13 protein-coding genes are annotated in these 12,158 nt (G+C 66.6%); 1 reads left to right on the plus strand and 12 read right to left on the minus strand.

The genetic code is table 11. From position 1 onward, the window contains the following. Positions 1-482: 482 nt before the first annotated feature. On the plus strand, positions 483-1,205 hold the full coding sequence (locus NYE40_RS15675; RefSeq protein WP_028597150.1) for a 3-ketoacyl-ACP reductase: 723 nt from the start codon (positions 483-485) through the stop codon (positions 1,203-1,205). Positions 1,206-1,310: 105 nt separating this feature from the next. On the opposite strand, the gene NYE40_RS15680 is transcribed toward NYE40_RS15675, so the two are convergent. The 12 genes from NYE40_RS15680 to NYE40_RS15735 form a co-directional block, all read right to left on the minus strand. Then, positions 1,311-1,847: a GNAT family N-acetyltransferase gene (locus NYE40_RS15680; RefSeq protein WP_043110743.1), complete on the minus strand. Its 537-nt coding sequence runs from the start codon at positions 1,845-1,847 to the stop codon at positions 1,311-1,313. A 106-nt stretch (positions 1,848-1,953) separates the two neighbouring features. Then, complete coding sequence (locus NYE40_RS15685; protein ID WP_028597152.1) at positions 1,954-2,727, minus strand: class I SAM-dependent methyltransferase; 774 nt, start codon at positions 2,725-2,727, stop codon at positions 1,954-1,956. A gap of 22 nt (positions 2,728-2,749) precedes the next feature. Continuing rightward, positions 2,750-3,862, minus strand: coding sequence for a S1-like domain-containing RNA-binding protein (locus NYE40_RS15690; protein WP_084136474.1), 1,113 nt, complete (start codon positions 3,860-3,862; stop codon positions 2,750-2,752). Further along, the gene (rsfS, locus tag NYE40_RS15695) at positions 3,859-4,206 is read right to left on the minus strand and encodes a ribosome silencing factor (protein WP_028597153.1); all 348 of its coding nucleotides are present in this window, start codon (positions 4,204-4,206) and stop codon (positions 3,859-3,861) included. Before rsfS ends, NYE40_RS15690 begins: the two co-directional genes overlap by 4 nt. Positions 4,207-4,224: 18 nt before the next feature. After that, on the minus strand, positions 4,225-4,794 hold the full coding sequence (gene yqeK, locus NYE40_RS15700) for a bis(5'-nucleosyl)-tetraphosphatase (symmetrical) YqeK (RefSeq protein ID WP_028597154.1): 570 nt from the start codon (positions 4,792-4,794) through the stop codon (positions 4,225-4,227). After that, a complete protein-coding gene (gene nadD, locus NYE40_RS15705) occupies positions 4,787-5,401 on the minus strand; it encodes a nicotinate-nucleotide adenylyltransferase (RefSeq protein ID WP_028597155.1) in 615 nt (204 codons plus the stop codon). Before nadD ends, yqeK begins: the two co-directional genes overlap by 8 nt. Before the next feature lie 35 nt (positions 5,402-5,436). Beyond that, positions 5,437-5,733, minus strand: coding sequence for a ribosome assembly RNA-binding protein YhbY (gene yhbY, locus NYE40_RS15710; protein WP_043110744.1), 297 nt, complete (start codon positions 5,731-5,733; stop codon positions 5,437-5,439). A 47-nt stretch (positions 5,734-5,780) separates the two neighbouring features. Continuing rightward, complete coding sequence (aroE, locus tag NYE40_RS15715) at positions 5,781-6,677, minus strand: shikimate dehydrogenase (RefSeq protein WP_043110745.1); 897 nt, start codon at positions 6,675-6,677, stop codon at positions 5,781-5,783. Positions 6,678-6,712: 35 nt separating this feature from the next. Beyond that, entirely contained in the window at positions 6,713-7,831 is a 1,119-nt protein-coding gene (yqeH, locus tag NYE40_RS15720; protein WP_043110816.1) for a ribosome biogenesis GTPase YqeH, read from the minus strand. A 20-nt stretch (positions 7,832-7,851) separates the two neighbouring features. Continuing rightward, positions 7,852-8,379 (minus strand): YqeG family HAD IIIA-type phosphatase, encoded by a 528-nt coding sequence (locus NYE40_RS15725; protein WP_028597159.1) that lies wholly within the window; start codon positions 8,377-8,379, stop codon positions 7,852-7,854. A gap of 239 nt (positions 8,380-8,618) precedes the next feature. Beyond that, positions 8,619-10,886, minus strand: coding sequence for a transglutaminase domain-containing protein (locus tag NYE40_RS15730; RefSeq protein WP_339278643.1), 2,268 nt, complete (start codon positions 10,884-10,886; stop codon positions 8,619-8,621). Further along, positions 10,873-12,156 (minus strand): DUF58 domain-containing protein, encoded by a 1,284-nt coding sequence (locus tag NYE40_RS15735; protein WP_043110746.1) that lies wholly within the window; start codon positions 12,154-12,156, stop codon positions 10,873-10,875. The genes NYE40_RS15730 and NYE40_RS15735 overlap by 14 nt, the downstream gene beginning before the upstream one ends. Positions 12,157-12,158: the final 2 nt, after the last annotated feature.

Genomic DNA, 12,158 nt, shown 5'->3' on the forward strand with positions numbered 1-12,158 from the left:
ACATGCAAAAAAACCTCTCGCCCCCAGCGCTGAACGCTAGGGACGAGAGGTTTGAATTCCCGCGGTACCACCCTAGTTGACGTCCGGCCGATGGCCCGGTCCGCCCCCTCTTGACGCCCTTAACGCGGGCCGGTCGGCAAGGCTGCTCCCGCGCGCGGGGATGACCTTGCGGCTCCGAGGCGAGATTCGGCACGCTGCGGCTCCGGCTCGCACCACTTCTCCGGATCTCTGAATTCCGCTGCGGAGCCTACTGCTCCTCATCAACGCCAATTATAGCGAATTAACCTCGATTATAGTGGATCGTTGGAGGGCGTGTCAAGCTGGAGGCCCGCTCTGCGCGGTTGCCCGGGCAGCTCGAAGCGCCTTCAGCGCATATTCCAGGCTTCGTTCCAGCTAGTCCGGAGCGCCGTTTGGCGCAGGGCGGCTCCATCCGATATACTAGGACCTGACCTATCCATCCGAGACCAAAGGAGAGATCATTCATGGAGCTCAAGAAAAAGACCGCCATCATCACCGGCGCCGGCAAAGGCATCGGCCGCGCCGCCGCCGAAGCGCTCGCCCGCGAGGGCGTCAGCCTCGGCCTCATCTCGCGCACGGAGACCGAGCTCGCCGCGCTCGCCAAGGAGCTGTCGGACCGCCACGGCGTCGACGTCCATTACGCCGTCGCCGACATCGCGGACGCCGCCCAGGCCGCCGAGGCCGCGCAGGGGCTCGCCCAGGAGCTCGGACGAGTCGACATCCTGCTCAACAACGCCGGCGTCGCCAGCTTCGGCAAGGTCGCCGACATGGAACCGGCCGAGTGGGAGCGCATCGTGCGCATTAACCTGTTCGGCACCTACTATGTGACGCATGCCGTGCTGCCGTTCATGCTGGAGCGCCAGTACGGCTCGATCATCAACGTCGCCTCGACGGCGGGCGAGCGCGGCTTCGCCACCGGCTCCGCGTACAACGCCTCCAAGTTCGGCGTCATGGGCTTCACCGAAGCGCTCATGCAGGAGGTGCGCAAGTCGAACATCCGCGTGACGGCGCTGACGCCGAGCACAGTCAACACCCCGCTCGCCTCGGCCAACGGCCTGCTCAAGGGCGGCGGGCACGACGAGGGCATCCTTCAGCCGGAGGACGTCGCCGAGCTGATCGTCGCCACGCTCAAGCTGCCGGACCGCGTCTTCATCAAGACGGCCGGCATCTGGACGACCAATCCTTGACCTTTGACCCACGCACGCAAAAAAACGCGGCGGCCGCAGGCCCGGACGATTCCGGGAGCGGCCGCCGCGTTTTTTGCGACAATTCGTCGAAATGCAGCGAAGTGCTTACCGCGCGGAAGGCAAGCCGATCCAGAAGCGGCGCACGACGTTGCCGTCCGCTTCTTCATGCGGCTCGTCCTCGACGCCGCCGCAGGCAAGGATGACGCGGGCGGACGCCTCGTTGCTCCGGTCGCAGACGAGCAGCGCCCGCTCGACGCCGAGCGCGGCCGCCTGCTCCAGCGTCAGCTTGAGCAGCGCTTTTGCGTAGCCTTTTCCCCGCTCCGACGGCCGGATGCCGTAGCCGACATGCCCGCCCGCCGCCAGCAAGCCCGGCGTCAGGCGATGCCGGAGGTTGGCCGCGCCGAGCACGCGTCCTGCGCCGTCCGTCAGCCAGAACGTCGAGTCCGGCACCCAGCCGGGCGGCTGCTTGTCCTCCAGCCCCCGTTCCTCCAGCCAGGCCAGCATCTCCTCGAACGGCTCCGGCTTCCTCTCCGTAACCCAGGGCACGAACGTCTCCCCGCTCTCCAGCCATTCCCGGTAATACGACTCGTACTCTTCCCGCAGCTCCAGGCATGGAGCTGCGAGCCTAAGCGGCTTGTCCATCGTCGCATCTCCCCACTTATTTTAACGATTCAAAATCGTATGATTAGTCACATCCCGCTTGACAAAAAAACCTCCAACGCCGATAAGCTGGAGGCTTTGTGAATATCTACTTCACGGCCGCGAAAAACAGCCGCTCCGACTGCTCCGTCGGCTCGTGCAGGCGGAAGTCCGCGTAGCGGTCGACGCGGGAGAAGCCGGCGGCGCGCAGCGCGGAGGCGATCCAGTCCGGGTCGTAGGCGCGCTGCTGATGCACTTCCTCGAAGCGCACGAACCGGCCTTCGCGGTCGGACTCGTCGCGCGCGAAAATCGTAAGATGATGGCGGATCTCGACGCGCTCGTCGTCAAGCTCGGACGTCCAGATGTAGCCGACGTCGCGCTCGTCGAGCGTGAACGGCTGCTCCTCGGCGTAGCGGCGCAGCGTGAGCGGCGCATGAACGTCGAACAGCAGCGCGCCTCCCGGCTTCAGTCCCCGATAGGCTGCGCGGAACGCCGCCTCGACGTCTTCTTCCTCTGTCAGGTAGTTGAGGCAGTCACAGAAGCTGATCGCCGCGTCGACCGGCTGCGGCAGCTCCCAGTCGCGCATGTCCTGCTGCAGCCAGCGGACCGAGCCCGCGCGCGGACGGATCGCCTGCTGCGGCGTCTCGTCCCACTTGCTGCGGGCGATCGCCAGCATGTCGGCCGACAGGTCGATGCCGTACACGGTGAAGCCGGACTTCGCCAGCGGAATCGCCAGGCTGCCGGTGCCGCAGCCGAGATCGGCCACCGTTTCCGGGATGCCGTAGCGGTCCCAGCACTCCCGCATGAAGCGGATCCAGTCCGGATACGGCATGTCCTCCATGAGCCGGTCGTAGACGCCGGCGAATTGACGGTACGCTCTCATCGCGTTCGCATCTCCTTCCTGGCTAGCGGCCGCGGTTCGGACCCGGGAAAGGCTTTTTCTGCGGCGCCTTTTTCACCGGTTCCCTGGACGCCGGCTCTTTGGCTGCGCGTTCCGTGGCGGCAGGCTGCTTTGGCGCCGCCCCGGCCTTCGCCGACTCCGCCTTCGCCGCATCGGTTTTGGCCGCTCCGGCCTTCGCCGCATCCGCCTTAACCGCATCCGCCTTGGCCTTGAACGCCGCCGCTTCCTCTTCGGTCAGCAGCTTCGTCCAGTTGCCCTCCTGGCGGACGATCCCGTCGCGCATCAGCTTGCCGACCGCCCGCTTGAACGCCGACTTGCTGATGCCGAACTTGTTCTTGATGAGCTCCGCCGGCGTCTCGTCGGAATACGGCATCGCGCCGCCCGGACGCTCCTTGAGAAAAGCAAGCAGCCGGTCGGCGTCCTCGATCCGGCCGACCTGCTTGAGCTTGCCCATCGACAGGTTGACGCGGCCGTCCTCGCGCACGAACGTGACGCGCGCGCTCACGCGCTGGCCGAGGCGCAGCGGCTCCGGCCGCTCCGCCGCCGGAATCATGCCGTACGCGCCGAAGCCGACGACGCCGCCGTCGAGCACGACGAACGAGCCCATCTGCAGCGTGCGGCTCACCCAGCCCTCTTTCCACTCGTTTTTCCAGGTGGCGGGAGCCGGGAACACATGCTTGGCCAGGTCCTCCTCGCGGGCGAGCTTGGCGAGCAGGCGGCCGCTCTTGTCATGCGTCAGCGTCACGAACACCTCGTCCCCCGGCAGCGGACGCAGGTCGATCAGCTCCGGCAGCTCCGAGATCGGCAGCAGCAGCTGGCGGCCGAGCCCGATCTCGAGGAAGCAGCCGAGCCGCGGATGGATGTCCGCGACAGCGAGGCGCTTCAGCTCGCCGAGCCGGATAAGCGGCTTTTTGAGCGTAGCGGAAAGGCGGTCGTCCGTATCGTGGAACAGGAATGCCTCGACCTCCATGCCTTCCTTGACCTTGACGCCGTTCGTCTCGGAGTAGTGCAGCAGCACCTCCGTGTCCTCATCGTCGCCCAGAGACAAAAAATAGCCGAAGGGCGACACTTCGCGCGCCACCCTCAGCTTCATCGTCGATCCGGCGTAGGTCGTCATGCGAACTCCACGACCTTGGCGTCGGACCAGAGCCTTTCCAGGCTGTAATAATCCCGCTCGTCGCGGTGGAACACATGCACGACGACGTCGCCGAGGTCGATCAGCACCCAGCGGGCCGTGTCCATGCCCTCGATGCCGCGGATCGTCACGCCGCCCTCCTGGGCGCGCTTGCGGATCTCGGTCGCGATCGCCTGCACCTGCGTATCGGAGTTGCCGTGGCAGATGACGAAATAATCGGCGACGAGCGAGATTTCCTTGAGGTTCAGAGCGACGACGTTGCCGGCTTTTTTATCTTCGGCCGCCTCGACGGCCGCTTGCAGCAGTTGTTCGGAATTCAGGGCCATTCCGTTGCCTCCTTGGGCTTAAGTGGTAGTGGTGTTGCGGATCAGGCCGTTGCGGGCCGTTACAGTAAGCGGATAGATGCGCTTGCCTTTGTCGAGCAGGAAGCGGATCGTGGAATCGAAGCCGGCCGTCAGCGCGCCGTCCAGATCGGTCTGGGCGAGCTCGCGGATGCGGTCGACGCCGGGAAACTCGCGGCTCGGCTCCATATAGTCCGCGAGGCAGACGACCCGGTCGAGCAGCGTCATGGACTCGCGGCCGGACGTATGCCAGCGCACGGCGTCCAGCACCTCCGCGTCGGTCACGCCGAAGTCCTTGGCCGCCGCATAGGCGCCGGCCGGAGCATGCCACAGCTCCTTGTCGTAGCCGAGCACGTCCAGATCGACGCCTTCCTCGCGGATGTAGGCCTCCATCCGGTCGACTGGCCAATACTTGGCCAGATCATGCAGGATGGCGGCCAGCTCGGCCTGGGCGGGATCGGCGCCGAAGCGCCGCGCCAGCACGATCGACGTCTCGATGACGCCCTGCACATGCAGCCAGCGGCGCTCCGGCATGCCGGAGCGGATTGTCTCGATCATACGCTCCTTATCCATCATGGCGGTACAGCCCCTTTGCGGTCAGATGGCTCAGCACGGCGTCCGGCACGAGATAGCGCGCGGACAGACCTGCGGCGAGCCGCGTGCGGATCGCCGTCGACGAGATGTCCAGCTGCGGCATCGGCACGCGGATGACGCGCTCGCGCAGAGATTCCGGCAGCGGCGGCATGAGCGCCGGGTCCGCCGGCTGGCCGCCGTCCTCGGGACGGTCGACCCCGATGAAGCGGATGCGCTGCGCGAGCTCGCCGATCCGGTGCCAGAGCGGCAGATCACGAATGCGGTCGGTGCCGACGATCAGGTGGAACTCCGCGTCCGGCTCCAGCCAGCTCAGCTCCTCCACCGTATCGTAGGTATAGCTGACGCCGCCGCGCCGCAACTCCAGATCCAGCACGCGGAAGGCCGGATGACCCTCCGTCGCGAGCTCCGTCATGCGCAGCCGCTCCTCGGGGGACGCCCCGGGCGCGCGCTCCTTGAGCGGCGGGCCGGCATTCGGGATGAACCAGACCTGGTCCAGGCCGCATGCCTCCATGGAGCGCTCGGCGGCGACGAGATGCCCGATATGGATCGGGTCGAACGTGCCGCCCATCAGTCCGATCTTGCGCATCGGCTTCCTCCTCTACGCGATCGCGGGCCGAATTCCTAGCGCGGCAGCTCGATCGTCTTGTAGTCCTTGGACTCCTTGTACAGGACGATCGTCTTGCCGATCACCTGCACGAGATGCGAGCCGGAGCCTGAGGCCAGCTGGGCGCCGACCTCGCGCGGATCCTCGTCGCAGTTGTTGAGCAGGTTCACTTTGAGCAGCTCCCGCTTCTCGATCGCTTCCTCGATATGCTTCACCAGCTGCTCGTTGTAGCCGCCCTTGCCGATCTGAAAGATCGGGGTCAGGTGGTGGGCCAGCGCGCGCAGATGGCGCTTTTGCTTGCCGGTCAATGTCATGAACGTCACATTTCCTCTCTGTCTCGTCCCGCTGCGAGGCGGGAATTTCAAGTCGCGGCCGGGACCTGCAGCGCTTGCAGCACGGTCTCGCGCATCGCCTGCGCGGGAGCCGGCAGTCCCGTCCAATATTCAAAGGCGTAAGCGCCTTGGTAGATGAACATCCCGAGTCCGCCGTGCGTGCGGCAGCCGCGCTCGCGCGCGCCGGCCAGCCAGGCCGTCTCCAGCGGATTGTAGATGAGATCGCTGCATACGGCATCCGGCCGCAGCAGCGAGATGTCGATCGGCATGTCGGCCACATACGGGTACATGCCGATCGACGTCGTATTGACGACCAGATCGGCGCGGCGGATCGCCTCGTCGGCGTCCGTGCCGGCCGCGGCCAGCGCCTCGACCTCTCCGCGGTCGGACATGGCGTCCGCCAGCTCCCGGGCCCGCGACTCCGTACGGTTCAGCACGCTCACGCGCTCCGGCTCCTCGCCGAGCAGCGCGTGCAGGATGCCGCGGGCCGCGCCGCCGGCGCCGATGACGGCGATGCGCTTGCCCTTCAGCTCCGGCATCGCCTCTTCCTTGAGCGATCGCACGTAGCCGATGCCGTCCGTATTGTAGCCGGTCAGCATGCCGCCGTTGTTGACGACCGTATTGACCGCTCCGATCCGCCGCGCTCCTTCGTCGACGAAGTCGAGATGGCGCATGACGTCCAGCTTATGCGGAATCGTGACGTTGACGCCGCGGATGCCCATCGCGCGGACGCCGAGCCAGAAGTCGCCGAGCTTGTCCGCCGTCACATGGAACGCCGCGTAGACGCCGTTGACGCCCGTCTCGCGGAAGGCGCGGTTCATCATGATCGGAGATTTGGAATGGCGGATCGGATCGCCGATGACGCCGAACAGCGTCGTCGAGCTGTCGACGGCGATCCGGTCCGAGCCGTCCAGTCGGGTCTGCATCGTAAGTCCTCCCGTAGCGAGATGTGGCGCAGCTTCTAGATGAGCGCTTCGCGGACAAGCACCTTGACGCCCTTGGACGCGTACACTTCGATCTGGGCTCCGCTCGTGCCGTTGACGCGGATCCAGCCGAGGCCGGAGATGAAGATATCGGACTCGCTGCCGCGCGGAACGCGCAGCGAATGGCGCGTCCAGGCCGGCATCGTCTCCAGCTCCGCCGCGGTCGGCGGCGCGAGCAGCTCGCCCTTGTGCTGGGCGTACAGCTCGTCGGCGCGCTCAAGCTTCGTGCGATGCACCTTGAGCCCGTTGGCCGTGTAGAGCGTGAAGCTCAGATTCGAGCCGCGCGTATAGTCGAAGCGGACGAGGCTGCCGAAAAACAGCGTCTGCCCCGCGTCGAGCTGATAGACGAGCGGCTTGATCGGCTTGTCCGGCAGCAGCGCGCCGAGCACGCCGCGCGGCACGAGCTCTGTCAGGCGCGACGGGTAGACGATGCCCGGCGTGTCGACGATCGCCTTGCCGTCGTCGAGCGGGATGCGAATCTCGTCGAGCGTCGTGCCCGGGAAGCGCGAGACGGTCAGCTCGCGGTCCAGGTCGCTGTAGTCGGAGATGAGCCGGTTGATGAGCGTCGATTTGCCGACGTTGGTCGCGCCGACGACATAGACGTCGCGGCGGCCGCGCAGCTGCTCCACGGACTCGACGACGCGCTCGAAGCCCATGCCCTTCTTGGCGCTGCACAGGACGACGTCGACCGTGCGCAGCCCTTGGGCCTTGGCCTGGCGCTGCACCCAGTTGCGGATGCGGTTGTAGTTCGTGCCCTTGGGCAGCAGGTCGATCTTGTTGACGACGAGCAGCACCGGATTGGCGCCGACGAACCGCTGCAGGCCCGAGATCAGGCTGCCCTCGAAGTCGAACAGATCCACGATATGCACGACGAGACTGTCGGTGGACGCGATGCCGCCGAGCAGCCGGAGGAACTCGTCGTGGTCCATCGACACCTGGACCGCGTCATTGTAATTGCGGATGCGGAAGCACCGCTGGCAGATCGCCCCATCCGCGTCGAGCGCGGAGGCGGGCACATAGCCCGGCCGGTCCTTGCTCAGCGTCTGCAGCTCGGCGCCGCAGCCGGCGCAGGACGGCTTGTCCTTATTTTTCCCTATTATCGGCTTCACTTGCTTGCTCACTTGCCTGTTTCCTCCTCCTGCCACAGGCCCTTGCGGCGCAGCCGCGTCAGGGCGATCCGCTCCAGCAGCCGGTTGATCCGGGTGCCGAAGCCTTCGTCCAGCGGCGCGATCGGGGAGACGAGAATCGTGTACAATCCCATCCGCTTGCCGCCGAGCACGTCGGTCATCATCTGGTCGCCGATGACGACCGTCTGCTCCGCCTCGAGCCCGAGCACGACGAGCGCCTTGCGGAAGGCGCGCGTCGACGGCTTGCGGGCGGCATGGATGAACGGGATCGACAGCGGCAGCGCGAAGCGCGACACCCGGGTCTCGTGGTTATTAGACACGACGACGACCTGGAAGCCGAGCTCCCGCACCCGGTCGAGCCAAACGATCAGCTCGGGCGTAGCAAGCGCGATCTTCGACCCGACAAGGGTGTTGTCGAGATCGGTGATGATGCCCTTGACGCCTTTGCGGGCGAGCAGATCCAGATCGATATCATATATAGATTTCACGCGCATGTGCGGCACCAGCCGTTCGAACATCGCTTTGTCTCCCTTGCTATAGAGCCTGCTTGTCTTACGAAACTATACCATAGTACAGGATGCAGGCGCAAAATGGAACCTTAAGCGCAAAAGCGCGAAAAACCCCGTCCCGCGCGCCGGCTCGCCAGCGCTCGAAACGGAGTCTTTCGCCGCATCCATGCGGCGCGCAGGGACGGCTTGCGGGGCTCGGAGGGGAAGCCCCTGCCGAGCCCCGCCGGCGTAAGCGCGCCGGCCGGGCATCAGCCCGGCGAGCGCAGCCTTCCGCTCAGCTCCCGGACCTTGGCGGCATACGAATCGGCTTCCTCGCGCGTCGCCGGCCGGCCGCCGTACTTCGTGCGCTCGAACAGGCCGAGCACTTCACCCAGCTCCTGCTTGAGGAAGCGGCGCTGGCCGGACCAGCGCTCCACCGCCTCGCGCAGCGTCTCATGCTCCGCCTTGGCGAGGCCGTGGCGGCGCGCCGAGCGGATGAGCCGCTCGGTCTCCCAGACGATCCGCTGCTCGGCCGTGAGCGAGCGGGTCCGGTAGCCGCGCCATCTGGCGGCGAGCCAGTCGCGGCGCAGGAAAGCGAGCGCCGCCGCCGCCGCCGCGAACAGGCCCAGCCCTGTCCAGCCCAGCCATCTCGGCACGAGCGGCCCGGCGGCTTCGGCCGGAGCCTCTGTCGCGTCTGGCGCTGCGGACGGCTCCGGCGCGAGGCTCGGCTCCGGCGCGGCTTCGGCCGCGGCCGAAGCGTACGGGAAGGCGAAGCCCGGCGTCGGCTCGAACGGAATCCAGCCGTAGCCCTCGAAGTAGATCTCCACCCAGGAGTGGGCGTCGGAATTGCGCACCGTGTACGTATCGGCCCCGTCGCGGTCCATCCGCTCGGCCGCCTCGCGCCCTCCGCGCATCATCGCCTCGGGATCGACCGTGCCGGTGCCCGAAGCGTAGCCTTTGACCCATCTCGACGGCAAGCCGGCGGAGCGGGCCAGCACGGCCATCGCGCTCGAGAAGTAGTCGCAGTAGCCCTCCTGGATCTCGAACAAGAACGAATCGACGAAGTCGGCGCTCTTTTTCTTGGTCAAGTCGGGCTCGTTCGTGTACGGGAACGTCGTGCTCAGATACGTCTCGATCGCCTTCGCCTTGTCGTAGTCGGTCGCCGCGCCGGCTGTAATCTCGCGGGCGAGGTCGGCGACGCGGCTCGGCGTTTTTGAAGGAACCTGGCGGTAATAGTCGGAAATCATGCCAGTCTCCATAATGGCTGGAGCCGCTTTAAGCTCTTCCGAGAGCACGACCTGCTCCGAGCGGATCGTATAGCTGGAAGGATAGGCATTGCCGCCCGGATCGGGCATCAGCTTTTCCGTCCTAGAATCGTACAGCACCCGCATCCGCGAGCCGTCCTCGCGCTCGGGCGGCTTCAGCGAACGCACGGAAGGAGCGGCGAACAGCACCGGAAACTTGTCCTTGCGCAGCATCGTGAACGTCTGGTCGACCATCACGGTCTCCGCCCCGGCGATGTCCGGACGATCGCCAAGATCGGTGCCGAGCGGAAGGTCAAAGGGGCTTGAGATTGCCTCGCTCGCCTTCCACCCCTCGCCGCTGTAATAATCCTTCGTCTCTCCCCGCCAGTAGCTCTTGTGGGTGGACGACACTTCCATGACCGGCGAGTAGTCGAAGTTGAAGCCGCCTCCGAGCTTGCTGTCGTCCCGGCTGTAGCCGGATTTGGCCGACTTCTTGGAGGAGGCCGGCGCGATGCCCTTGTCGCCGACGAAGTTCTGGACCGCCACCCCTCTGGACTCCTGCCAGGCCGTGTACGGGTCCTTGAGCAGCGGCGGAATCTCGGGGGCCGCCAGGCCGGCGGCCATGACGAGCGACAGCACGAGCACGATCGGCAGCAGCAGCTGCAGCGGATATCGCAGCAGCCGCCGCCAGCTGACCGGATGCCGCTGCTGGAAGCCGGCGTAATGCTCGGCGATCAGCCAGACGAGGCCGGCGAACACGACGATCGCCACGCTGTCCCACAAGTAGATCGGCGTGAACGAGTCGGAGATCGCCAGCACGAGCAGGTTGACCGTCGTGAAGCCGACGATGCGGATGCGCGCCCGGTTCCAGGCGGCGAACATCGCATGCACGGCCCAAACGGCGAGCGCGATTTCCCAGAACGGATGCAGCAGCGTCGCGGCGGCCCGGACGCTCTCCCCTAAGCCGATCTCGGCCGGTCTCGGCAGCAGGCTCCAATCGACCGGCGCCAGCTGCACCAAAATGACGGCGACAGCCACAGCCTGCAGGACGAGCCGCAGCAGACGGCGCACCGGCAGCAGCTCCAGCAGCGCCGCAACGCCCAGCACGGCATAGACGATCGTATACGTCTCTTCCCACCAAAGCTCTTCCAGCACCGAAAGGGAGCTCGCGATCATGACGGCGGTCAATACGCCGGACAGCGCGAGGAACCAGCGCGCCCGCGCCGGCGGCTGCAGCCGCTCCCATCCGCGCGAGGTGCGCATCCGGCCGCGCGTCGGTTCAGCTTCCAGCATCGGCAGCCGCCTCCCTTCCGCTCAGCGCCTCAGGCAGCTCCTCGAGGCTGCGGATCGCATGCACCGGGCCGACGGCATGATCGGACAAGCCGTCGGCGGAGCGGGCCTGGTCTTCATCCAGCACGCGGATACAGCACGGGTTGTGCCCGCGCCGAGCGAGCCAGCTCATCGCCTGCCGGATCTCCTCCGGCGGAGCGTCGGTCACGAGCAGCGTCATCGATCCCGCTTCCAGAATCGGATCGGCTCGCAGCACCGCCTGCGCCAGCCGGTCGGCGCCGTCCCGGCTCGCCTCGGTGAGCAGCTCCATCGCGCGATGCAGCTGGTCGCCGCCGCTTCTCGCCTTGAGCGCGGCAGGGACGGCCGAGGAGCACCACAGCCCCATCGACGTGCCCCGCTTCATGCCGTGCTCGAACAGCGAGGCGGCGGCCGATACGGCCGTCTCGAACCGCTCGGCCTCGCCCGGTCCGCTGCGGACGCAGGCGTCGAGCAGCACGATCGTGCGGGGAAGCGCTTCGCGCTCGAACTCCTTGGACTTCCACTGGCCGGTCTTGGCCGTCGCTCCCCAATGGATGCGCGAGAGGCGGTCGCCCGGGATGAACTCGCGGATGCCGTTGATCTGCGTCGTCTCGCGCGAGGAGCGCGGCGCCGCCGAGTGGGAAAAATGCCCCTTGGCTCCGCGGCTGACGCGGTCCCAGCCCGGCACCGCGATCGTGCGCGGACGGACGGAGAAGCTCATCTCCTCCTCGAAGCTGCCTTCATGCTCAAGGAAGCCGAAGACGTCCTTGGTCGTGCAGAGCGTCGGCAGGAAGCGGTAGACGCCCCGCCGCAGCGGCGGCGTCTCGAAGTCGGCGGCGCCGCTGCGGCGCATGCCCGGCACGAAGCTGACCTCGAACGGAATCGTCTCTCCGCCGTTGCGTTCGAGACGCTCCTGCACGAGCACATAAGGAACGGGATAATAGCCGGGCAGCCGCAGCTGCATCTCTACGCGCAGGCTGTCGCCCGCCGCGAGCACCCGGCTGTCGGCGCTGCCCGCGGCCATGCCTGCCGGAGCGGTCGCGGCGATCCGGCGCGAGCCCGATATGCGGCGGATGCCGCTCCAATAACCGAGGATCAGATAAAGGATGAGGCCATTGAAGATGCAGAACAGCATGACCGCGGTCTTGCCGCCCTGAAACAGCATGTACAGCAGGCTGCTGACGTAAAGCGAGGCCATCAGCCCCCAGCGGCGCCGCGCTCGGACGGAGCGTCGATCCGTGGCCGGCCGTCGCATGC

This window comes from Paenibacillus sp. FSL W8-1187, assembly GCF_037965485.1.
GTDB classification, from domain to species: Bacteria; Bacillota; Bacilli; order Paenibacillales; family Paenibacillaceae; genus Paenibacillus_O; species Paenibacillus_O pasadenensis.

Coding starts and splice junctions, on each gene's coding strand:
- NYE40_RS15735 (WP_043110746.1), bottom strand. CDS start 12,156: ATGCGACGGCCGGCCACGGATCGACGCTCCGTCCGAGCGCGGCGCCGC.
- yhbY (WP_043110744.1), bottom strand. CDS start 5,733: ATGACATTGACCGGCAAGCAAAAGCGCCATCTGCGCGCGCTGGCCCAC.
- yqeK (WP_028597154.1), bottom strand. CDS start 4,794: ATGGATAAGGAGCGTATGATCGAGACAATCCGCTCCGGCATGCCGGAG.
- NYE40_RS15725 (WP_028597159.1), bottom strand. CDS start 8,379: ATGTTCGAACGGCTGGTGCCGCACATGCGCGTGAAATCTATATATGAT.
- aroE (WP_043110745.1), bottom strand. CDS start 6,677: ATGCAGACCCGACTGGACGGCTCGGACCGGATCGCCGTCGACAGCTCG.
- NYE40_RS15690 (WP_084136474.1), bottom strand. CDS start 3,862: ATGACGACCTACGCCGGATCGACGATGAAGCTGAGGGTGGCGCGCGAA.
- rsfS (WP_028597153.1), bottom strand. CDS start 4,206: ATGGCCCTGAATTCCGAACAACTGCTGCAAGCGGCCGTCGAGGCGGCC.
- NYE40_RS15675 (WP_028597150.1), top strand. CDS start 483: ATGGAGCTCAAGAAAAAGACCGCCATCATCACCGGCGCCGGCAAAGGC.
- NYE40_RS15680 (WP_043110743.1), bottom strand. CDS start 1,847: ATGGACAAGCCGCTTAGGCTCGCAGCTCCATGCCTGGAGCTGCGGGAA.
- nadD (WP_028597155.1), bottom strand. CDS start 5,401: ATGCGCAAGATCGGACTGATGGGCGGCACGTTCGACCCGATCCATATC.
- NYE40_RS15730 (WP_339278643.1), bottom strand. CDS start 10,886: ATGCTGGAAGCTGAACCGACGCGCGGCCGGATGCGCACCTCGCGCGGA.
- NYE40_RS15685 (WP_028597152.1), bottom strand. CDS start 2,727: ATGAGAGCGTACCGTCAATTCGCCGGCGTCTACGACCGGCTCATGGAG.